The 22,601-nt window shown below is 61.2% G+C and carries 17 protein-coding genes; 15 read left to right on the top strand and 2 right to left on the bottom strand.

The window, feature by feature from the left end; translation table 11 throughout:
- Positions 1 to 192 precede the first annotated feature (192 nt).
- Positions 193 to 510: a Rieske (2Fe-2S) protein gene (locus AC3WKX_RS09810; protein ID WP_102604515.1), complete on the top strand. Its 318-nt coding sequence runs from the start codon at positions 193 to 195 to the stop codon at positions 508 to 510.
- Here the strand turns inward: AC3WKX_RS09810 and sfsA are convergent.
- Together sfsA and AC3WKX_RS09800 are read right to left on the bottom strand one after the other, a co-directional pair.
- Positions 507 to 1,220, bottom strand: a complete 714-nt coding sequence (gene sfsA / locus AC3WKX_RS09805) for a DNA/RNA nuclease SfsA (protein WP_102604514.1) — start codon at positions 1,218 to 1,220, stop codon at positions 507 to 509. The genes AC3WKX_RS09810 and sfsA overlap by 4 nt on opposite strands.
- A complete protein-coding gene (locus AC3WKX_RS09800; RefSeq protein ID WP_102604513.1) occupies positions 1,220 to 2,392 on the bottom strand; it encodes a pyridoxal phosphate-dependent aminotransferase in 1,173 nt (390 codons plus the stop codon). Before AC3WKX_RS09800 ends, sfsA begins: the two co-directional genes overlap by 1 nt.
- Positions 2,393 to 2,713: 321 nt before the next feature.
- Between AC3WKX_RS09800 and dksA the strand changes: the two genes are divergently transcribed.
- The 14 genes from dksA (at position 2,714) to AC3WKX_RS09730 (ending at position 22,369) form a co-directional block, all read left to right on the top strand.
- Positions 2,714 to 3,148 carry an RNA polymerase-binding protein DksA gene (dksA, locus tag AC3WKX_RS09795; protein WP_003212154.1) on the top strand — a complete coding sequence of 145 codons (435 nt, stop codon included), beginning with the start codon at positions 2,714 to 2,716 and terminating at the stop codon, positions 3,146 to 3,148.
- Positions 3,149 to 3,232: 84 nt separating this feature from the next.
- Positions 3,233 to 4,120, top strand: coding sequence for a tRNA glutamyl-Q(34) synthetase GluQRS (gluQRS, locus tag AC3WKX_RS09790; protein ID WP_102604512.1), 888 nt, complete (start codon positions 3,233 to 3,235; stop codon positions 4,118 to 4,120).
- Between the two features lie 62 nt (positions 4,121 to 4,182).
- Positions 4,183 to 4,359, top strand: coding sequence for a hypothetical protein (locus tag AC3WKX_RS09785; protein WP_003176118.1), 177 nt, complete (start codon positions 4,183 to 4,185; stop codon positions 4,357 to 4,359).
- The gene (locus AC3WKX_RS09780) at positions 4,343 to 7,297 is read left to right on the top strand and encodes a sensor histidine kinase (protein WP_023659379.1); all 2,955 of its coding nucleotides are present in this window, start codon (positions 4,343 to 4,345) and stop codon (positions 7,295 to 7,297) included. Before AC3WKX_RS09785 ends, AC3WKX_RS09780 begins: the two co-directional genes overlap by 17 nt.
- Before the next feature lie 22 nt (positions 7,298 to 7,319).
- Positions 7,320 to 8,759: a sigma-54-dependent transcriptional regulator gene (locus AC3WKX_RS09775; protein WP_003212159.1), complete on the top strand. Its 1,440-nt coding sequence runs from the start codon at positions 7,320 to 7,322 to the stop codon at positions 8,757 to 8,759.
- A gap of 711 nt (positions 8,760 to 9,470) precedes the next feature.
- Positions 9,471 to 10,877 (top strand): polynucleotide adenylyltransferase PcnB, encoded by a 1,407-nt coding sequence (locus tag AC3WKX_RS09770; RefSeq protein ID WP_003212161.1) that lies wholly within the window; start codon positions 9,471 to 9,473, stop codon positions 10,875 to 10,877.
- A 4-nt stretch (positions 10,878 to 10,881) separates the two neighbouring features.
- Entirely contained in the window at positions 10,882 to 11,370 is a 489-nt protein-coding gene (gene folK, locus AC3WKX_RS09765) for a 2-amino-4-hydroxy-6-hydroxymethyldihydropteridine diphosphokinase (RefSeq protein ID WP_087693395.1), read from the top strand.
- Positions 11,371 to 11,718: 348 nt separating this feature from the next.
- Positions 11,719 to 12,519 carry a 3-methyl-2-oxobutanoate hydroxymethyltransferase gene (gene panB, locus AC3WKX_RS09760; RefSeq protein ID WP_102604511.1) on the top strand — a complete coding sequence of 267 codons (801 nt, stop codon included), beginning with the start codon at positions 11,719 to 11,721 and terminating at the stop codon, positions 12,517 to 12,519.
- Positions 12,516 to 13,367, top strand: a complete 852-nt coding sequence (panC, locus tag AC3WKX_RS09755) for a pantoate--beta-alanine ligase (protein WP_003212166.1) — start codon at positions 12,516 to 12,518, stop codon at positions 13,365 to 13,367. The genes panB and panC overlap by 4 nt, the downstream gene beginning before the upstream one ends.
- A gap of 225 nt (positions 13,368 to 13,592) precedes the next feature.
- On the top strand, positions 13,593 to 15,257 hold the full coding sequence (gene pgi, locus AC3WKX_RS09750) for a glucose-6-phosphate isomerase (RefSeq protein WP_076013744.1): 1,665 nt from the start codon (positions 13,593 to 13,595) through the stop codon (positions 15,255 to 15,257).
- A gap of 184 nt (positions 15,258 to 15,441) precedes the next feature.
- Positions 15,442 to 17,379 carry an acetate--CoA ligase gene (gene acs, locus AC3WKX_RS09745; RefSeq protein WP_102604510.1) on the top strand — a complete coding sequence of 646 codons (1,938 nt, stop codon included), beginning with the start codon at positions 15,442 to 15,444 and terminating at the stop codon, positions 17,377 to 17,379.
- A gap of 6 nt (positions 17,380 to 17,385) precedes the next feature.
- Positions 17,386 to 18,261, top strand: coding sequence for an oxygenase MpaB family protein (locus AC3WKX_RS09740; protein WP_102604509.1), 876 nt, complete (start codon positions 17,386 to 17,388; stop codon positions 18,259 to 18,261).
- 43 nt (positions 18,262 to 18,304) lie between these two features.
- On the top strand, positions 18,305 to 19,321 hold the full coding sequence (locus AC3WKX_RS09735; RefSeq protein WP_102368082.1) for a class I SAM-dependent rRNA methyltransferase: 1,017 nt from the start codon (positions 18,305 to 18,307) through the stop codon (positions 19,319 to 19,321).
- Positions 19,322 to 19,429: 108 nt separating this feature from the next.
- Positions 19,430 to 22,369 (top strand): DUF748 domain-containing protein, encoded by a 2,940-nt coding sequence (locus AC3WKX_RS09730; RefSeq protein WP_102604508.1) that lies wholly within the window; start codon positions 19,430 to 19,432, stop codon positions 22,367 to 22,369.
- Positions 22,370 to 22,601 lie beyond the last annotated feature (232 nt).

The raw sequence follows: 22,601 nt of genomic DNA, 5'->3' as shown, positions 1-22,601 counted from the left end.
CAAGGGGTGAGCCCGCTGAAACACTCGCAATGTGACAGATCAAGGCTGCCGGACATCGTACAGAGCGCCCAGTCAGCTTACGGGCGAAGCCGGCATTTGATAATTGTTTGCATTTGCACGTCAAGCACCGGGCTCTGCGGCAAAAACCAGGATAGCCTTGTAGCCCGCAAACGGCGGCACTTAAGGATCGATATGAAGTTTCTCTGCGCCTCCAGCGAACTCACACCCAACGCCAGCCTCGGTTTCGATATCGACGGCCGCAAGCTGTTTGCCGTGCGCCGCGAAGGCATTGCCTACTTCTATATCAACCGCTGCCCGCATCGCGGGGTGCCGCTGGAATGGCAGCCGCACCAGTTTCTCGACCCCAGCGCCAGCCTGATCCAGTGCGCCACCCATGGCGCGCTGTTCCTGATCGAAAGCGGTGAGTGCGTCGCCGGCCCTTGCGCCGGCCAGAGCCTGACAGCCCTGCCCGGACGCGAGGATGAACAAGGCCTGTGGGTGCAACTCTAATCGCCGAGCATTACTTCCAGGCGACGGTCGATGCAGATTTCCTCTGACGTCACTCGCACGCCATAGGCCAGCACCTCGACGCCCGCCGCCTTGGCCTCACGCAACGCTGCCGCGTAACCGGCATCAATTTCTTCGGCAGGACGCACCGCATCGATCCCCGAGAGGTTGACGCAGTACAACTGCACTGCCCGTACACCCTCACGCGCCAGATGCGCCAGCTCACGCAGATGCTTGGCACCGCGCTGGGTCACGGCATCGGGAAACGCCGCCGTCGAGGTCCCGTCAAACCCGAGGGTGACGCTTTTGACTTCGACATACGCCGCGCCCGCCGGGTAGTCCAGGCGGAAATCGATCCTGCTGTTTTCCTGGCCGTAGGCGACTTCGCGTTTCAAGGCAGTAAAGCCATTGAGCTCGGTGATAACCCCCGCGCGCAGCGCTTCTTCAACCAACTGATTGGCCCGCGCCGTGTTCACACACGCCAGGCGCCCTTGTGGGGTTTCGCTGATTTCCCAGGTGCCTGGCAGCTTGCGCTTGGGGTCATTGGAGCGGCTGAACCAGACCTGGCCACCTTCCACCATGCAGTTGAACATCGAGCCGGTGTTCGGGCAGTGAATGGTCAACAACTCGCCGGTAACGGTTTCGATATCGGCGAGAAAACGCTTGTAGCGGCGGATCAGCCGGCCTTCTTCAAGGGGAGGATTAAAGCGCATCAGCCTTGCCAACTCCGCAGGCCGCGGGCAATCCGTTCAACGGCTTGCTGTAGGCGATCAAGGTTTTGCGTGTAGGCAAAACGCACATGGTGACCGGCTTGATAACGGCCGAAATCCAGGCCCGGCGTGAACGCAACGTGCTCGGTTTCGAGGAAGTGCCGGCAGAACGCGAAGGCATCGCCGCCAAATGCGCTGATATCGGCATACAGGTAGAACGCGCCTTCCGGCTCCACGGCAATACCGAAACCCAACTCGCGCAGGGCTGGCAGCAGGAAGTCGCGACGCCGGCCAAACTCGGCCCGGCGGTCTTCAAGAATGTTCAATGTTTGCGGGGTAAAGCAGGCCAGGGCCGCATGCTGGGCCATGCTCGGCGCGCTGATGTAGAGATTCTGCGCCAGCTTCTCCAGTTCACCCACCGCAGCAGGCGGCGCCACCAGCCAGCCCAGGCGCCAGCCGGTCATTCCGAAATACTTCGAAAAACTATTTAGAACGAAGGCTTCATCGTCGACTTCCAGCACGCTGGCGGCATCGGTGCCATAGGTCAGGCCGTGGTAGATCTCATCCACCACCAAATGCCCATTGCGCGCCTTGATGGCGCTCGACAACCCCGCCAACTCGTCCCGCGTCAGGATGGTGCCAGTAGGGTTGGCAGGCGACGCGACCAACGCGCCCACGCTGTCCTGATTCCAATGGCGCGCCACCAGGTCGGCGGTCAGTTGATAACGCACCTCGGGGCCGACCGGGACCAGTTGGGCCGCGCCCTCCACCAGCCGCAGGAAGTGGCGGTTGCAGGGGTAGCCTGGGTCTGCCAGCAGCCAGTGCTTGCCGGGGTCCACCAGCAGGCTGCTCGCCAGCAACAAGGCTCCCGAGCCGCCGGGTGTAATCAGAATTCGCTCGGGATCGATGCTCAACCCGTAGCGCTGCTGGTAGAAACCGCTGATGGCTTGCCGCAACTCCGGTAGCCCGCGGGCCGCGGTATAGCGGGTCTTGCCATTGGCCAGCGCCGCCTGCCCGGCCTTGATGATGGGTTCGGCGGTGGTGAAGTCCGGCTCGCCGATTTCCAGGTGAATCACGTCGTGACCGGCGGCCTGCAATTCATTGGCCCGCGCCAGCAACGCCATGACATGGAAAGGTTCGATAGCGCGGCTGCGCGCACTGTAGGGCTGAGCCATTAGCCTTCCTTAACTCTGAGGACAAACCCCGATTCTACCCAACCCGCCGCGCAAAACCTGCTCTATTGCCCCAAGACATGTAGCAAGCACGGCAAGCAACTACCTGCAAAACAGCTAAAATCAACATTCGAGACCGTACAAGCCCGCCCTGCTGGGGCCTGCGGCGGTTTGCAAGCCAAAGGAGACGGTGCCTCGACAACCGGGAGTGGCGCACCCCGAATCTATCTGGTAAGTTCGCCCGCTTGCAGCCGCAGGGCCGGCAGGTGTCGGTGATGTTGCAATCCTGCGCAATGGATTAGAAGAGTGAGAGGCGGTCCATTCATGCCCACCCAAGCAAAGCAACAGAGCATCAGCGGCTTCCAACCCTACGTCGAGGCGAAGGGTGAGGAATACATGGGCAAGCCCATGCGCGAACACTTCTCCAAGATCCTGAAGCAGTGGAAACAGGACTTGATGCAAGAGGTTGACCGTACCGTTGACCATATGAAGGACGAAGCGGCCAACTTCCCGGACCCGGCAGACCGTGCCAGCCAGGAAGAAGAGTTCGCCCTTGAACTCCGCGCCCGTGATCGCGAGCGCAAGCTGATCAAGAAGATCGACAAGACCCTGCAACTCATCGAAGACGAAGAGTACGGCTGGTGCGAGTCCTGCGGCGTCGAGATTGGTATTCGCCGCCTGGAAGCGCGTCCTACCGCCGACCTGTGCGTGGACTGCAAGACCTTGGCTGAAATCAAGGAAAAACAGGTCGGCAAGTAATCATTGCCGGGCTGAACAAATGGGGCGTGCGAACGCCCCATTTTTGTTTCTGGCGTTTGCTGGTTTTCCAGTAATATCCGGCCCATGACAGCCTCCTCCTATATCGGGCGTTTCGCCCCCACGCCCAGCGGACACCTGCACTTCGGTTCCCTGGTCGCCGCCCTCGCCTCCTACCTCGACGCCCGTGCCAACCAAGGCCGCTGGCTGATGCGCATGGAAGACCTCGACCCGCCACGGGAAGAGCCCGGCGCCCAGGCCGCCATCCTGAATGCCCTGGAACGCTATGGTTTTGAATGGGACGGGGAGTTGGTCCGACAAAGCGAGCGGCACGATGCCTACGCTGAAGTGCTCAACCGCCTGTTCAATCATGGCCTGGCCTACGCCTGCACCTGCTCGCGCAAGCAACTGGAGCCCTATAACGGGATTTATCCGGGACTGTGCCGCAATGCCGGGCATGACCAGCAAGATGCCGCCATCCGCCTGCGAGTGCCGGAGTTGGAGTACCACTTTACCGACCGCGTACAAGGCGAATTCCGACAGCATCTGGGTCGCGACGTAGGCGACTTCATCATCCGCCGTCGCGACGGCCTGTATGCCTACCAACTGGCGGTAGTCCTCGATGATGCCTGGCAAGGTGTGACCGACATCGTGCGTGGTGCCGACCTGCTCGACTCCACGCCACGCCAACTGTATCTGCAAGAATTGCTGGGCCTGCGCCAACCGCGTTACCTGCATGTGCCGCTGATCATCCAGCCGAACGGTAACAAGCTGGGCAAATCCTACCGCTCACCGCCCTTGACCACTGACCAGGCCACGCCTTTGCTGTTAAGAGCACTGCGCGCCCTGGGCCAGCGGGCGGGCGACGAACTGCACCACGCCAGCCCACGGGAACTGCTGGATTGGGGCATTCAACACTGGGATGCCACACAGATCCCGCGCACACTCACGCTGGCCGAAGCGCAATTGCGCTGAAGGCGCTTGCAGCTTGCGAGCCATCCGTTACCATCGCCGCAGTTTTTCAATCAGAGGCCAACATGTACATCTATCGATTGGTCCTGCTGCTGGTCGTCGGGATCTACCTGTTTTCTCCCGCCATCATGGATTGGTGGATCGACGCCACAGGCGCCTGGTACCGGCCCTATCTGCTTTGGCTGATTCTGATCGTCGTGACTTTCATCCTGCAGAGCCAAAAAGATGCCGATGAGCTTTAGCCTGACCGAGATGCTGCTGATCAGCGCCGCCTACCTGGCCGCGTTGTTCGGGGTAGCCTGGATCAGTGAACGTGGGATGATTCCGCGGGCGATCATTCGCCATCCGTTGACCTACACCTTGTCGTTGGGCGTGTACGCGAGTGCCTGGGCGTTTTATGGCACCGTGGGCCTGGCCTATCAGTATGGATACGGCTTTCTTTCGAGTTATCTCGGGGTGTCCGGCGCGTTTTTGCTGGCGCCGGTGCTGTTGTATCCGATCCTGAAAATCACCCGCACCTATCAGTTGTCGTCCCTGGCCGACCTGTTTGCGTTCCGTTTTCGCAGTACCTGGGCCGGTGCACTGACCACGATTTTCATGCTGATCGGCGTGCTGCCGTTGCTGGCATTGCAGATCCAGGCCGTGGCCGACTCCATCAGCATCCTCACCCGCGAACCGGTGCAGCACCGCGTGGCATTGAGCTTCTGCGCGCTGATCACTCTGTTCACGATTTTCTTCGGCTCACGGCATATCGCCACCCGTGAGAAACATGAAGGACTGGTGTTTGCGATCGCGTTTGAATCGGTGATCAAGCTGATCGCCATCGGCGGTGTCGGTCTGTACGCGTTGTATGGCGTATTCGACGGCCCGCAACAGCTGGAACTGTGGCTGCTGCAAAACCAGACCGCCCTGGCCGCACTGCACACGCCGTTGCAGGAAGGCCCATGGCGCACGCTGCTTTTGGTGTTCTTCGCCTCGGCGATTGTGATGCCGCACATGTACCACATGACCTTCACCGAGAACCTCAACCCGCGCTCGCTGGTCAGCGCCAGCTGGGGCTTGCCGCTGTTCCTGCTGTTGATGAGCCTGGCGGTGCCGCTGATCCTGTGGGCCGGCCTGAAACTTGGCGCCACCACCAATCCCGAATACTTCACGCTGGGCGTGGGTATTGCCGCCAACAGCAAATCCCTCGCATTGCTGGCCTATGTCGGCGGATTATCGGCCTCCAGCGGGCTGATCATCGTCAGTACCCTGGCGCTGTCGGGGATGGCGCTGAATCACCTGGTGCTGCCGCTCTACCAGCCGCCGGCCGAAGGCAATATCTACCGCTGGCTGAAATGGACCCGCCGGGCCCTGATCGTTGCGATCATCATGGCCGGCTATGGCTTCTACCTGTTGCTGGGTGCAGAACAGGACCTGGCCAACCTGGGGATTGTCGCCTTCGTTGCCACCTTGCAGTTCCTGCCGGGCGTGCTGTCGGTGCTGTACTGGCCGACCGCCAACCGCCGAGGCTTTATCGCCGGTTTGCTCGCCGGGATCCTGGTATGGACCGTGACCATGCTGCTGCCGCTGGTGGGCAACCTGCAGGGCTTCTACATCCCGCTGCTGAACATGATCTACGTGCTGGATGACACCAGTTGGCACATGGCGGCAATTGCCTCGCTGGCGGCCAACGTGCTGATGTTCACCCTGATCTCGCTGTTCACCAACGCCAGTCCCGAAGAAACCAGCGCTGCCGAAGCCTGCGCAGTGGACAACGTCCGTCGCCCGCAACGCCGCGAACTGCACGCGGCCTCACCCCAGGAATTCGCCACGCAACTGGCCAAGCCGCTGGGCGCCAAGGCCGCACAAAAGGAAGTCGAGCAGGCCCTGCGCGATCTCTACCTGCCGTTCGACGAGCGCCGGCCTTACGCCCTGCGCCGCCTGCGTGACCGTATCGAAGCCAACCTTTCCGGCCTGATGGGCCCGAGCGTGTCCCAGGACATGGTCGAGACCTTCCTGCCCTACAAGGCCGGCGGCGAAAACTACGTGACCGAAGACATCCACTTCATCGAGAGCCGGCTGGAGGATTACCACTCCCGCCTCACCGGCCTTGCCGCCGAACTCGATGCCCTGCGCCGCTATCACCGCCAGACGTTGCAGGAACTGCCGATGGGCGTCTGCTCCCTGGCCAAGGATCAAGAGATCCTGATGTGGAACAAGGCCATGGAAGAGCTCACCGGCATCGCCGCCCAACGTGTGGTGGGCTCGCGCCTGAACACCATTGGCGACCCGTGGAAAGAATTGCTCCAGGGCTTCATCAACCTGCCCGACGAACACTTGCACAAACAGCACCTGGCGCTGGATGGCCAGACCCGCTGGCTCAACCTGCACAAGGCCGCCATCGACGAGCCACTGGCGCCCGGCAACAGCGGCCTGGTGCTGCTGGTGGAAGACCTGACCGAAACCCAGATGCTCGAAGACAAGCTGGTGCACTCCGAGCGCCTGGCCAGCATCGGGCGCCTGGCCGCGGGTGTGGCCCATGAAATCGGCAATCCGATCACCGGTATCGCCTGCCTCGCGCAAAACCTGCGGGAAGAGCGCGAAGAAGACGGCGAAATCATCGAAATCAGCGGGCAGATTCTCGAGCAGACCAAGCGTGTTTCGCGCATCGTGCAGTCGCTGATGAGCTTTGCCCACGCGGGCGCCCATCAGAATCACGACGAAGCGGTGTGCCTGGCCGAAGTGGCCCAGGATGCCATTGGGCTGCTGGCCTTGAACCGGCGCAATTTCGAAGTACAGTTCTTCAACCTGTGCGACCCGGAACACTGGGTCGACGGTGATTCACAACGCCTGGCCCAAGTGCTGATCAACCTGCTGTCCAACGCCCGCGACGCATCGCCGGCCGGCAGCGCAGTACGGGTCAAGAGCGAGGCTTTCGAGCACACGGTCGATCTGATCGTCGAGGACGAAGGCAGCGGCATTCCACAGAACATCATGGATCGATTGTTCGAACCCTTCTTCACCACCAAGGATCCGGGTGAAGGTACCGGTCTGGGCCTTGCACTGGTCTATTCCATCGTTGAAGAGCATTATGGACAAATCACCATCGACAGCCCGGCTGACACCGAAAGCCAACGCGGCACCCGTATTCGGGTGACCTTGCCGCGTCATGTCGAAGCGACGTCCGCTGTGAACTGAGACCGTCGAGAGAGTTGAATCAATGCCGCACATTTTGATCGTCGAAGACGAAACCATTATCCGCTCTGCCTTGCGTCGCCTGCTTGAACGTAATCAGTACCAGGTCAGCGAAGCCGGCTCGGTGCAGGAAGCCCAAGAGCGTTTCAGCATTCCCACGTTCGACCTGATCGTCAGTGACCTGCGTTTGCCAGGCGCCCCCGGCACCGAGCTGATCAAGCTCGGCCAAGGCACTCCGGTGCTGATCATGACCAGCTACGCCAGCCTGCGCTCGGCCGTGGACTCCATGAAGATGGGCGCGGTGGACTACATCGCCAAGCCCTTCGACCACGACGAAATGCTCCAGGCCGTAGCGCGCATCCTGCGTGACCGTCAATCGGCCAGCAGCGCACCGGCTGAACGCCCGGCAGCGGGCAAGGCCGCCAATGGTTCTGAAAAACCCGGTATTGACAACAGTAACGGCGAAATCGGCATCATCGGCTCCTGCCCACCCATGCAGGACCTGTACAGCAAGATCCGCAAAGTGGCGCCAACCGACTCCAATGTACTGATCCAGGGCGAGTCCGGTACCGGTAAAGAACTGGTGGCCCGTGCCCTGCACAACCTGTCCAAGCGCGCCAAGGCACCGATGATCTCGGTGAACTGCGCGGCGATCCCCGAATCCCTGATCGAATCCGAATTGTTCGGCCATGAAAAAGGCGCCTTTACCGGCGCCAGTGCTGGCCGTGCGGGTTTGGTTGAAGCCGCCGACGGCGGCACGCTGTTCCTCGACGAGATTGGCGAACTGCCGCTGGAAGCCCAGGCACGCTTGCTGCGGGTACTCCAGGAAGGCGAAATACGTCGCGTCGGTTCGGTACAGTCGCAAAAGGTCGACGTACGACTGATTGCGGCCACTCACCGTGACCTGAAGAGCCTGGCCAAGATTGGCCAGTTCCGTGAAGACCTTTATTACCGCCTGCACGTGATCGCACTCAAACTGCCGGCCCTGCGTGAGCGCGGCGCCGACGTCAACGAAATCGCCACGGCCTTCCTGGCGCGCCAGAGTGCGCGAATCAACCGTACCGACCTGAAGTTTGCTGCCGATGCCGAGCAGGCGATTCGTCACTACTCCTGGCCGGGTAACGTGCGGGAGCTGGAAAACGCGGTAGAGCGTGCGGTGATTCTGTCGGAGAGCCCGGAAATTTCCGCCGAGCTGCTGGGGATCGATATCGAGCTCAGCGACCTGGATGATGATGACTTCATCGGTTTGCCACCGCAGCAAGGTGGCGGCAGTAACAACAGCCACGAGCCGACGGAAGATTTGTCACTGGAAGATTACTTCCAGCATTTCGTGCTGGAGCACCAGGACCACATGACCGAGACCGAACTGGCGCGCAAACTGGGCGTCAGCCGTAAATGCCTGTGGGAACGGCGCCAGCGCCTGGGTATCCCGCGGCGCAAGACCGGGGTTGCCAGCGAAAGCTGAGTGGGCTGCCCCCACAGGTAACACCCGCAGATGTGAAAAAACTGTTACCGCTGATTTTTCACGTAACAAAAGCCGGGGCTTACGGTAACGAAGCCCCGGCTTTTTTTCGCCTACAAAAAACCCGAAAACGCCCCAAACCCCTTATTTTGCTGGGCCTCGCAAAAGTTGGCACGCACCCTGCTATATGCTTAGTACAAAAACAATAACAAGCAAATGTACAAGACAATAAAAATAAGACGAATCGACTCACGCATAACAAAAACAACACGGCGGAGGCGCAGCTAACTGATTCTTTTGGAGAGGCGTTGCATTTGGGGCTTGCCCCGCAACCAGGCCGAGAACAACAAAAACTGCCCTAAGGCAGAGCCTGAACTGGTTGGATCGTAGATCAGCAACACAGCGACCAAAGCAATCCGTTTGCTCTTGGCTCCCGATTGGGAGTGTCATGAAGGTGAAGCTTCATGGCGAGGGCGATCAACAAAAACAAGAAGCCCGAAACCAATAATAAAAATAGAGCACGCAACTACTTCTGGGGGAGCTTCGGCTCCCCTTGTAGTTTCTGCGATTTGGCACTTGCCACCCTTCTTTTAAGCTTCTGGCTCAAGCCTTGCAGCTAGTTCCTACACCATCCCCTGACTAAATGCTAGAATCCCGGCCCATCATGCGGTCATTCTTCGTTATGGCCGAACATTCCTTCAAACAGTGCATCCCATGCTGAAGAAGTTGTTCCAGTCATTCCGTTCTCCCTTGCGTCGTACGCAACACAAACGCAGCACGCCTGAAGTGCTCAATAGCAGCCAGCATTCGCTGCAACGCGCCCAGTTCAGCCGTTATGCGGTGAACATCGTCGAACGTTTGCAGAACGCCGGCTACCAGGCCTACCTGGTTGGCGGTTGCGTGCGCGACATGTTGCTCAATATCACTCCCAAGGATTTCGACGTCGCCACCAGCGCCACGCCGGAACAAGTGCGTGCCGAATTCCGCAATGCGCGGATCATAGGCCGGCGCTTCAAGTTGGTGCACATCCACTTTGGTCGCGAGATCATCGAGGTCGCGACCTTCCGCGCCAACCATCCGCAAAACGATGAAGAAGAAGACACTAACCAGTCTTCCCGCAATGAAAGCGGGCGCATCCTGCGGGACAACGTCTATGGCACCCTGGAAGAAGACGCGCAACGCCGCGACTTCACCATCAACGCCTTGTATTACGACCCGGTCAGCGAGCGCATCCTCGATTACGCCAATGGCGTACACGACATCCGCAACAACTTGCTGCGCCTGATCGGCGACCCGACGCAACGCTACCAGGAAGACCCGGTGCGCATGCTGCGGGCCGTGCGTTTCGCCGCCAAGCTGAACTTCGGCATCGAGAAGCACACGGCCGCGCCGATTCGCGACCTGGCGCCGATGCTGCGGGAAATTCCCTCGGCCCGGTTGTTCGAAGAGGTGCTCAAGCTGTTCCTCTCCGGCTATGCTGCCGACACCTTCGAAATGCTGGTTGACCTGCAGTTGTTCGACCCACTGTTCCCGGCCAGCGCCGAAGCACTGGAGTACAACCCGACCTACACCCACACGCTGATCAGCGAAGCCCTGATCAACACCGACCTGCGCATCAAGCAGAACAAACCGGTAACCCCGGCGTTCCTGTTTGCCGCCCTGTTGTGGCCAGCGCTTCCAAAACGCGTCATGCGCTTGCAAGACCGTGGCATGCCGGCAATTCCGGCCATGCAGGAAGCCGCTCACGAGCTGATCGCCGAGCAATGCCAGCGCATCGCCATCCCGAAACGCTTCACCATGCCGATCCGCGAGATCTGGGACATGCAGGAGCGCCTGCCACGCCGCAGCGGCAAACGCGCCGACCTGCTGCTGGACAACCCGCGCTTCCGTGCCGGCTATGACTTCCTGCTGCTGCGCGAAAGCGCCGGCGAACAGACCGACGGCCTGGGCGAATGGTGGACCGACTACCAGGACGCCAACGACAGCCAGCGCCGCGAGATGATCAAAGAGCTCAGCAGCAAAGGCGAAGCCACCGGCGATGGCCCGAAAAAACGTCGCCGCAGCAGTGGCAGCAAGCGCAAACGCAGCGCTGGCGATTCATCGAGCGCGTCGGGCGAGTAAGCACGTGGAACGTATCTACGTCGGCATGGGCAGCAACCTGGCTGCCCCTGAACAACAATTGCGCGACGCCATCGAGGCCCTCGCGCAATTGCCGGACACCACGCTGGCGGGCGTCTCCGCCTTCTATCAAAGTGATTCCCTGCTCCCGGGCCAGCCGCGCTATACCAATGCGGTCGCGGCCCTGGACAGCGCGCTTGCACCACTGGAACTGCTCGATGCGCTGCAAGCCATCGAGAATGACCAGGGCCGCGAGCGTCTTGAGCGTTGGGGCCCGCGCACCCTGGACCTGGATGTCCTGGTGTTTGGCGACCGGCTGATCGATGAGCCACGCCTGAAGGTGCCGCACTATCAAATGCACCTGCGGGCGTTCGTGCTTTACCCGCTGGCAGAACTGGCCCCGGCCAGCCTGCAACTGGCCGATGGCCGCCTGCTCGGCGACCTGCTGGATGCCTGCCCGTTTGTCGGCCTGGAACGCCTGCCTTCAAACCTGTAGGAGCGAGCTTGCTCGCGAAAAACCTGAGAACACCGCTGGGCGCCAGGCTTCCCGCGTCATCATTGACGACCTTCGCGAGCAAGCTCGCTCCTGCATTTACTACGCATCATTTACTGCTGAATCGCATCAGTAACAGCGGTAACACCACCGCCGTAACAATGCGGTAACACATCCAATTGACTTCCAGAGTCCTCCTCACGACTATAGGCGTCCCGCTGCCGCCTACCCGGCGCTAAAGGGCGCAATCCAGGCCTTATAAGCACTGATCCTTAAGAAAGTGCGCCTGTATAAACGAAGACTCACGCGCGTTACTCGCTGTTTCCAAGCGCCTGAATGAGGACCCTTTTCATGCCAAACGTTACCCTGAGCACCTTGCAGAGCCTCAAGCTCAAAGGTGAAAAGATCACCATGCTGACCTGCTACGACGCCACTTTTGCCCAGGCCAGCAGCCAGGCAGGAGTTGAAGTGTTGCTGGTGGGGGACTCCCTGGGCATGGTTCTACAAGGGAATGACAGCACCCTGCCCGTCACCAATGATGAAATCGCTTACCACACGGCCTGCGTCAAGCGCGGCAACGAAGGCGCCCTCATCATTGCCGACCTGCCCTTCATGGCCGATGCCACCATCGAACAGACCCTGACCAACAGTGCTCAACTGATGCGTGCCGGTGCACACATGATCAAGGTTGAAGGTGCCGCCTGGCTCGCCGAGTCGATTCGTTTGCTGGCTGAACGCGGCGTACCGGTTTGCGCGCACATGGGCCTGACGCCACAGTCGGTGAATATCCTCGGCGGCTACAAGGTGCAAGGCCGCGGCGAAGCCCAGGCGCGCCAGATGCGGGCCGATGCCATCGCCCTTGAACAGGCCGGTGCGTGCATGATTCTGCTCGAATGCGTGCCAAGCGAGCTGGCAGCGGAAATCACCCAGGCCGTTAAAGTACCGGTGATCGGTATCGGCGCCGGTTCTGCCACAGACGGCCAGGTATTGGTACTGCATGACATGCTGGGCCTGTCCCTTACCGGCCGCGTACCCAAGTTCGTGAAGAACTTCATGGCGGGCCAGGACAGCATCCAATCAGCCCTCGCCGCCTACGTCAGCGAAGTCAAAGCCGTCACCTTCCCGGGCGCCGAACACGGATTCTCCGCATGAACACCGTCAAGACCGTGCGCGAACTGCGCGCCGCCGTCACCCATGCCCGCAGCGCGGGCAAACGCATCGGCTTCGTGCCCACCATGGGCAACCTGCACAGCGGCCATGCCACGCTGGTCACCAAGGCTGCGCAGCAAGCCGATTTCGTGGTGGCGAGCATTTTCGTCAACCCGCTGCAATTCGGCGCCGGCGAAGACCTGGACAAGTACCCGCGCACCCTGGCGGCCGACCAGGAGAAGCTCTTGCAAGCAGGTTGCAACCTGTTGTTCGCCCCGACCGTCGAGGAGATGTACCCCGACGGCATGGCCGGCCAGACTCGCGTCAGCGTGCCGCAACTTTCCGAAGGCCTGTGCGGCGCCAGCCGGCCCGGGCATTTTGAAGGCGTGGCCACGGTGGTCAGCAAGCTGTTCAACATGGTCCAGCCGGACCTGGCGATCTTTGGCCAGAAGGACTACCAGCAACTGGCGGTGATTCGCGCCATGGTCCATGACCTGAACATGCCGATCCAGATTATCGGCGAGCCGACCGTGCGCGCCGACGACGGCCTCGCGCTGTCGTCGCGCAATGGTTACCTCACCGACGAGCAGCGCGCGATCGCACCGGTGCTGTACCGCAGCCTCAGCCAGATTGCCGCCGCCATTGAAGCGGGCGACCGCGACTTCGCCAAACTGCGCGCCGCACAGGTCCAGCAGATCGAAGCGGCAGGTTTTCGCATGGACTACCTGGAGGTTCGCCAGGGCCTGCACCTGCGTCCGGCCACCGCCGAAGACAAGGACCTGGTGATCCTGGTCGCCGCCTACCTGGGCGCCACCCGGCTGATCGACAACCTGCATCTGCACCTGAACTGACCCCGCCGCACACCCCGCCTGTTGCACTGCCTGATCGGCCGGTATAAAAAAGTACCGGCCACAGCGCAGACAAAGCCAAGACAGATCGACACGCTAGGTTTAATGTATTCGCCCTACGCTCTTCGTTGGCGTTGACCGGAGCCTGTCATCTTCACAAAGACAGGACATTCCCGGCTTTCAAGTGTCCTAAAAGCAGTCCCAGCAATAAAAAGGAAACCCGCAGCGATGGCGTACTACCGCACTCCTCATGACGTTACCGCTCTGCCCGCCTGGCAAGCGCTCAATCAACATCGCCAAGCCATGCAGGATTTCAGCATGCGCGAAGCCTTTAATGCCGATCCCCAGCGCTTTACCCAGTTCACCTTGAGCAGCTGCGGACTTTTCCTCGATTATTCGAAAAACCTGATCACCAGCGAAACCCGCGACCTGCTGGTAGGCCTGGCCAAGGAAGTCGACCTTCAGGGCGCGATCAAGTCGCTGTTCAACGGCGAGCCGGTCAACTCTTCCGAAGGCCGTCCGGCGTTGCACACCGCGCTGCGCCGCCCAGTGGGTGACAAACTGTCGGTCAACGGCGTGAACATCATGCCGGACGTGCACAAGGTGCTGAACCAGATCACTGACCTGGTCGGCCGCATCCACGACGGCCTGTGGCGTGGCTACACCGAGAAGCCGATCACCGACGTGGTGAACATCGGTATCGGTGGCTCGTTCCTCGGCCCGGAGCTGGTGTCTGAAGCGCTGTTGTCCTACGCCCACAAAGGCGTGCGCTGCCATTACCTGGCGAACATCGACGGCAGCGAGTTCCACGAGCTAACTATGAAGCTGCGCGCCGAGACCACACTGTTCATCGTCTCGTCAAAATCCTTCAACACCCTCGAAACCCTGAAAAACGCCCAGGCCGCCCGCGCCTGGTACCTGGCCCAGGGTGGCTCGGAAGCCGAGCTGTATCGCCACTTCATCGCTGTATCGAGCAACAACGCGGCGGCCGTGGCCTTCGGTATCCGCGAAGAGAACATTTTCCCGATGTGGGACTGGGTGGGCGGTCGTTACTCGCTGTGGTCGGCCATCGGCCTGCCCATCGCGCTGGCCATCGGCATGTCCAACTTCAAGGAACTGCTGTCCGGCGCCTACACCATGGACCAGCATTTCCAGACCGCTCCATTCGAGGCGAACATGCCGGTGCTGCTCGGCCTGCTGGGCGTGTGGTACGGCAACTTCTGGGGCGCGCAGAGCCACGCAATCCTGCCGTACGATCACTACCTGCGTAACATCACCAAGCACCTGCAACAGCTGGACATGGAATCCAACGGCAAGAGCGTGCGCCAGGACGGTACGCCGGTTTCCACCGACACCGGCCCGGTTATCTGGGGCGGCGTAGGCTGCAACGGCCAGCATGCTTACCACCAGCTGCTGCACCAGGGCACCCAACTGATCCCGGCCGACTTCATCGTGCCGATCGTCAGCTTCAACCCGGTCTCCGACCACCATCAGTGGCTGTACGCCAACTGCCTGTCCCAGAGCCAGGCCCTGATGCTCGGCAAGACCCGCAGCGAAGCTGAAGCCGAGCTGCGCGACAAAGGCATGGACGAGGCCGAAGTGCAGAAGCTGGCACCGCACAAGGTGATCCCGGGCAACCGTCCAAGCAACACCATTGTGGTTGAACGCATCAGCCCTCGCCGTCTTGGCGCACTGGTGGCGATGTATGAACACAAAGTGTTCGTGCAAAGCGTCATCTGGGGCATCAACGCGTTCGACCAGTGGGGCGTGGAGTTGGGCAAGGAGCTGGGCAAAGGCGTCTACAACCGCCTGACCGGCACCGAAGAACAGCCTGCGGACGACGCGTCCACCCAAGGGTTGATCAACTACTTCCGCGGCCGTCACCGCGGTTGATGGTATCAGCACTACAATGAGGGTCTGAACCTGCGGGAGCGGACCCTTGTAGGAGCTGGCTTGCCAGCGATGCAAACACCTCGGTGAAACTCACTACCGAGGTGATGCAATCGCTGGCAAGCCAGCTCCTACGAGGGTCGCAAAGCTCCCCTCTTGTCGCAAAAAACAAGAATAAGGATCCCTCATGTTCGATATCAGCACGTTCCCCACCGCCGATGCCGTCCGCCGGGCTGCGCAACTCAGTCAAGAGGACTACCAGCGCCTCTACCGCCAATCCGTCGAACAACCCGATACCTTCTGGGCCGAACAGGCCAAGCGCTTTCTCGACTGGTCCACGCCTTGGCAGACCGTTCAGAAATCCGACATCAAGACCGGCGCCGCCCAATGGTTTGCCGGTGGCCAACTGAACGTCAGTTACAACTGCATCGACCGTCACCTGGCGCAACGTGCCGACCAGCCGGCCTTCATCTGGGAAGGCGATGATCCTGCAAAGTCTTCCAAAATCACCTACCGCCAACTCCACCAAAACGTCAGCCGCCTGGCCAACGTGCTGAAAAGCCGTGGCGTAAAGAAAGGCGACCGCGTGTGTATCTACATGCCGATGATTCCCGAGGCGGCCTACGCGATGCTGGCCTGTACGCGGATTGGTGCGGTGCATTCGGTGGTGTTTGGCGGATTCTCGCCGGACGCCCTGCGCGACCGCATTCTCGACGCCGATTGCCACACGGTGATCACCGCCGATGAAGGCGTGCGCGGCGGCAAGCCGGTGGCGCTGAAACAGAATGTCGACAAGGCCCTGGCCAGTTGCCCGGGTGTCAGCACGGTACTGGTGGTGCAGCGCACTGGCGCGGCAGTCAATTGGACTGAAGGGCGCGACCTCAAGTATCAACAGGCCCTGGATGCAGCCAGCGACGACTGCCCGCCCGAGCCGATGGATGCGGAAGACCCGCTGTTTATCCTCTACACCTCCGGCAGCACCGGCAAACCCAAAGGTGTGTTGCACACCACCGGCGGTTACCTGCTGCAGGCTGCGATGACCTTCAAGTACGTGCTCGATTACCGCGAAGGCGAAGTGTTCTGGTGCACCGCCGATGTCGGCTGGGTCACCGGCCACAGCTATATCGTGTACGGGCCACTGGCCAATGGTGCGACCTCGCTGATGTTCGAAGGCGTGCCGAGCTACCCGGACAGCTCGCGGTTCTGGCAGGTGATCGACAAACACAAGGTCAACATCTTCTACACCGCGCCGACCGCGTTACGCGCGCTGATGCGGGAAGGCCACGGGCCACTGGAAAACACTTCCCGCGCCAGCCTGCGCCTGCTGGGCAGTGTCGGCGAGCCAATCAACCCGGAAGCCTGGGACTGGTACTTCAATGCCGTGGGCGAACAACGCTGCCCGATTGTCGACACCTGGTGGCAGACCGAAACCGGCGGCATCATGCTCAGCCCGCTGGTCAGCGCCCAGCGGATCAAGCCCGGCTGCGCCACCCAGCCGATGTTTGGCGTGGTGCCGGTGCTGCTCGACGAGCAAGGCAAGGAAATCAGTGGCGCCGGCAGCGGCGTGCTGGCGATCAAATCCAGCTGGCCAGGGCAGATCCGCAGCGTGTACGGCGACCCTCAGCGGATGATCGACACCTATTTCAAACCCTACCCCGGCTACTACTTTACCGGCGACGGCGCGCGGCGCGACGAGGATGGTGACTACTGGATCACCGGCCGCATCGACGATGTGATCAATGTTTCCGGGCACCGCATCGGCACCGCCGAAGTCGAAAGCGCCCTGGTGCTGCATGATCAGGTCGCAGAAGCCGCGGTGGTCGGTTATCCACACGACGTAAAAGGCCAGGGCATCTATGCCTTCGTCACGCCCATGAATGGCGTCGAGCCCGACGACGCGCTGAAAAAACACCTGCTGGACCTGGTCAGCAAGGAAATCGGCAGCTTCGCCAAGCCCGAGCTGATTCAATGGGCGCCGGCCTTGCCGAAAACCCGCTCAGGCAAGATCATGCGGCGGATCCTGCGCAAGATTGCCTGCAACGAGCTGGACAGCCTGGGAGATACATCCACACTGGCCGACCCGAGCGTGGTGGACGGCCTGATCGACAAGCGCCTCAACCGCTAGGAACCCATGGAATTCATTCGCAGCCGCATCGAAAACCAGCTGATGAGCCTGACCGGCTTGTCGCTGGGCCAACTCGACCTGGAGAACCCCAAGGGCGATCCGGGTCTCTTTGGGCCGAACTCGGTGAGCTGGAAGGTCCATGGCGACTTCAGCAGCATGTTGATCGGCGGCATCAGCGCGTTGATGTTGCAGGCATTGCACCCGCTGGCGTTGGCCGGCGTGTGGGACCACTCGAACTTTCGGCAGGACATGCTGGGGCGGTTACGACGCACCTCGCAGTTCATTTCCGGCACCACGTTTGGTTCGCGGCGTGACGCCGAATGGCTGATCGAGAAAGTGCGCACCATTCACCTGCAAGTGGTCGGCCATGCACCGGACGGCCGACCGTATGCCGCCAGTGATCCCGAGTTGCTGACCTGGGTGCATGTGGCGGAGGTCAGCAACTTTCTCGCGGCCCACCTGCGTTATCGCAACCCGGATTTATCTGCGAGGGATCAAGACCGGTACTACAGCGAAATCGCCCTGGTGGCCGAGCAATTGGGCGCGCGCCATGTGCCGCGTTCGCGCCAGGAAATTTCCGATTACCTTGAGCGTATTCGTCCGCAACTGCTGTGTGACCAGCGCAGCCACGAAGTCCTGCGCCTGCTGCTCAACGCGCCGTCTCCCAGCACCCTGGCCAAGCCGTTTGGCTCGCTGATGATGCAGGCCGGTATCGACCTGCTGCCGGACTGGGCCAGCGACATGCTCGGGCAGAAGCAAAGCCCGATCCAGCGCCAGATGATTCGTGCCGGGGTCAGGCGCAGCGCGCCGTTGTTGCGCTGGGCCATGCGCAATGGTTCGGTGCAGCGGGCCCACAGGCGAATGGGCCTGCTGGAGCCATAACTGTTAAACTCCCGCGCCCCAATTACTCTGCAAGGCGCGCACTATGTCTTCCTTGAATCAGGCGCTGCGCGCCGCCCTCGATCATCGCCAGGACCTGCTCGCCGAGCTGCATGCACAAGGTACCGATTGCTATCGCCTGTTCCACGGCAGCCAGGAAGGCGCCGGTGGCCTGACGATCGACCGCTACGGCCCGCAACTGCTGGTGCAGAGTTTTCACCAGTCGCTGGAAAGCGACGACCTGTTGCACCTGCATCAAGCAATCAACCAGCACCTGGGGCTTGAACTGCTGCTGGTCTACAACGACCGCTCCCGGGGCAACTCGCGCATCGACCGTGAAGACACGGTGTACCGCGCCGAGCCCGCAGCCCTGGAAGACCTGGTCGGCCACGAATGGGGCCTCAATTACCGCGTGCGCGGCCGCCATGCCGGGCAAGACCCGCTGTTGTTCCTGGACCTGCGCAACACCCGCGGCTGGGTCAAGGCACACAGCGCCGGCAAAAGCGTGCTGAACCTGTTTGCCTACACCTGCGGCGTAGGCCTGAGTGCTGCTGCCGGTGGCGCTCGTGAGGTGTGCAACCTGGACTTTGCCGAGGGCAACCTGGCGGTCGGTCGCGAAAACGGTCAACTCAACCCGCAATTGCCGACGATGGAATTCATCCAGTCCGACTACTTCCCGGCAATCCGCCAGCTGGCCGGCCTGCCCATCAGCCAGCGTCGGGGGCAGAAGCTGCCGAGTTACCCGCGCCTGGAGCAGCGTCAATACGATCTGGTACTGCTCGACCCCCCCGCCTGGGCCAAGAGCGCCTTCGGCACGGTCGACCTGCTGCGCGACTACCAGAGCCTGCTCAAGCCGGCGCTGCTGGCCACGGCCGACAACGGCGTGCTGATCTGCTGCAACAACCTGGCGAAAGTCGGCATGGACGACTGGCGTGACCAGGTCCTGCGCTGCGCGGAAAAGGCCGGGCGCCCGGTGCGCGACTGGCAGGTCATGACACCCGGCGCAGACTTCCCGTCCCACGACCAGCAACCACCGCTGAAGACCCTGATCCTGCAACTGTAGGACTTGTCCCAAAAGGGCCAGGGCGCAGTAATAAAGGCCCGGCTCTTCGGAACCGTAAACCCGTGCCATACTCCAAGGCACTCTTGATTGACATAGATGGCGTCACATATGCCCAAAGGATTGATTCGCGCCGCTGGCGCCTTGCTGACCGCCCTTGCCCTGTACAGCTTGCTGGGCTTCCTGATTCTCCCCGGTATTGCCCTTCGCGTGGCCAACCAACAGTTGGCCAACTACGCCACGGTGCCGGCGCGTGTCGAGCGTATCGAGCTCAACCCGTTCAGCCTCGAACTGACCGTGTGGGGCCTGAATATCGGTGAGCCGGGCAAGGAGCAAGTGGCCTTTGAACGCCTCTATGCCAACCTGCAGATCGACAGCCTGTGGACCCGCGCCCTGCACCTGGCCGACGTACAACTCGACAAGCCCAAGACCGAGCTGCTGTTCGACAAATCCGGCCAGCTCAACCTGGCGCAGCTGTTCAAATTGCCAGCCAGCGAGCCAACGCCCACCGATCCCAACGCCAAGCCGTTTCCGCTGCGCATCGATAACATCAAGCTGGCAGCCGGCTATGTGCACTTCCAGGATTTGCGCCCGAGCGAGCCGATCGAGTTTCTCTACGACAAACTCGATTTCGAGCTGAAAAACCTCAGCACGCTGCCCGATGACAACGCCGACATGACCCTGGTGGCAGCCGGCCCTGAAGGCGGCCAGATCGACTGGACCGGCAACTTCAGCCTGATCCCGATCGCCTCCGAGGGCAAACTCAAGGTTACCGACGGCAAGATGAAAGTCTGGTGGCCGTATGTACGTGACGCGGTGCCGCTGGTTCTGGAAGACGGCATCCTCAACTTCAGCACCGACTACAAGCTGAGCCTGGCCAAGGAAACCGAGCTGAACCTGACCAACGTCGCCCTGAGTGTCGCGCCGTTTGCGATCAAGGCACCGGATGGCCGGCCGCTCGCGCGCCTGCAGAAGCTGGACGTCAGCGAAACCACCGTGGACCTGGCCAAACAGCAAGTGATCGTCGGCAAGATCCGCAGTAATAAACTCGAAACCTGGGCCGCCCTTGAAGCCGACGGCCAGTTGGACTGGCAGAAGCTGTTTGCCAGCCATCCGAGCAAACCTGCAACTGCACCCGCAGCCGAGCCAGCCACCGCACCCGCTACCGCCGACTCGCCAAAACCTGCACCGGCAGCGCCGAGCAAGCCTTGGCAAGTGCTGCTCAAGGACGTGCAACTGCGCGACTATCAAGTGCATCTGGCTGACCGCTCGGCCAAACCGGCAGTCGCCCTGGAAGTCGGGCCGCTGAACCTTGACCTGCAGGGTTTCGACAGCCTTAACCAAAGCCCTTTTACCCTCAAGCTCGATACCGGCGTAGGCAAACAAGGCAAGCTCGAGGCGACCGGCCAGGTCAACCTGAGCCCGGTCAGCGCCAAGCTGAAAGTGGACACCAAAGACATCGACCTGCGCGTCGCCCAGTCCTATATCAGCCCATTTATCCGCCTGGAACTGCGTAGCGGCATGCTCGGCAGCAACCTCGACGTGAACCTGAAAAGCACCGACCCCCTGGCATTCCAGGTGACCGGCCGGGCCCAGGTCGACCAGTTGCACACCCTGGACACCATGAAGACCCGCGACTTCCTCAAGTGGCAGCGCCTGGTGCTGGAAGGCGTGAATTATCAACATGGCGACAGCCTGTCGATCGACAAGGTCAACCTGTTGCAGCCCTATGCGCGCTTCATGATCAACGATGACCGCACCACCAACATCGATGACCTGCTGATCCCGCAGCCGGCCAACAGCCCCGGCAAGTCCGCGGCGAAACCTGCGGCCAGCAAAGAGAAGCCCCTGGGCATTCATATTGGTCAAATTGCGATCAACGACGGCTCGGCCAACTTCGCCGACTTCAGCCTGACCCCGAACTTCGCCACGGCCATCCAGCAGCTCAACGGCCAGATCGGCACCATTGACAGTCGCCAGGCCAAACCGGCGAGCGTCGACGTCAAGGGCAAGGTTGACCGTTATGCACCGGTCACCATCAAGGGCAGCGTGAATCCGTTTGACCCGATGGCCGCACTGGATATCGCCACCAGCTTCAAACGCGTCGAACTGACCACCCTGACGCCATACTCGGGCAAGTTTGCCGGGTTCCGCATCCGCAAGGGTCGGCTCAACCTTGACCTGCATTACGTCATCACCAAGGGCCAGTTGAAGGCCGAAAACAAGGTGGTGGTCGAGCAACTGCAACTGGGTGAGAAGGTCGACAGCGCCGACGCCGTGGACCTGCCGATTCGCCTGGCGATAGCCCTGCTCAAGGACTCCGACGGCAAGATCTCGATCGAACTGCCGGTGACCGGCGACTTGAACAACCCGCAGTTCAGCGTCATGCCGATTGTCTGGCAGACCCTGCGCAACCTGGTAGTGCGTGCGGCCACGGCGCCATTCAAGTTCATTGGCGGCCTGATCAGCGGTGGTGGTGCCCAAGACCTTGGCAACGTGTCGTTTGCGGCAGGCTCCAGCGAGCTGAGCAAGGATTCCCAGTCGGCCCTCGACAGCCTGGCCAAAGCCCTCAAGGAGCGCCCTGCGCTGCGCCTGGAGATCGAAGGCACCGCCGCTGCCAGCAGTGACGGCCCGCTTTTGGCCGCACAACGGCTGGAACGCGAATACCAGTACAACTACTACAAGATCCTCCAGCGCCGTGGCGACAAGGTGCCGGCCCAGGCGTCGCTGCTTGAAGTACCGGAAAAGGAAAAGGCGCCGCTGCTGGAAGGCATCTACCGCACCCGCCTGAAACAACAGCCTCCGGCCGAATGGAAAGACCTGAGCAATGACGAGCGCACCGCCAAGCTGCGGGACGGTGTGATCAAGTTCTGGAGTGGCAGTGACGTGTTGCTGCGCCAACTGGGCCAGGACCGCGCCAGCGCGATCAAGGACTACCTGGTAGACAAGGCGCAGCTGGAAGATGAGCGGGTTTACTTTATCGATGCAAACCTTGGGGAAGCGGAGAAAGATGGTCGGGTGGTAACACCGATGCATCTGGATGCCGAATAAACCGGCACCCGCTGAGCACCTGTGGCGAGGGGGCTTGCCCCCGTTGGGCTGCGTAGCGGCGCCAATGAGGGCGTCGCGGTCATTCTGGCGGATCAGCGTCGTCATACCAAGGGGCCGCTACGCAGCCCAACGGGGGCAAGCCCCCTCGCCACAAGAGCCTCGCTGACCTCCCCACTTTTCTACCCACAATAGAACAGGCCCCGACACAAGTGCCGGGGCCTGTAATGACCAC

The sequence above is a fragment of the Pseudomonas sp. GP01-A4 genome (genome assembly GCF_058780865.1).
This window is presented reverse-complemented; position numbering and strand designations above follow the sequence as displayed.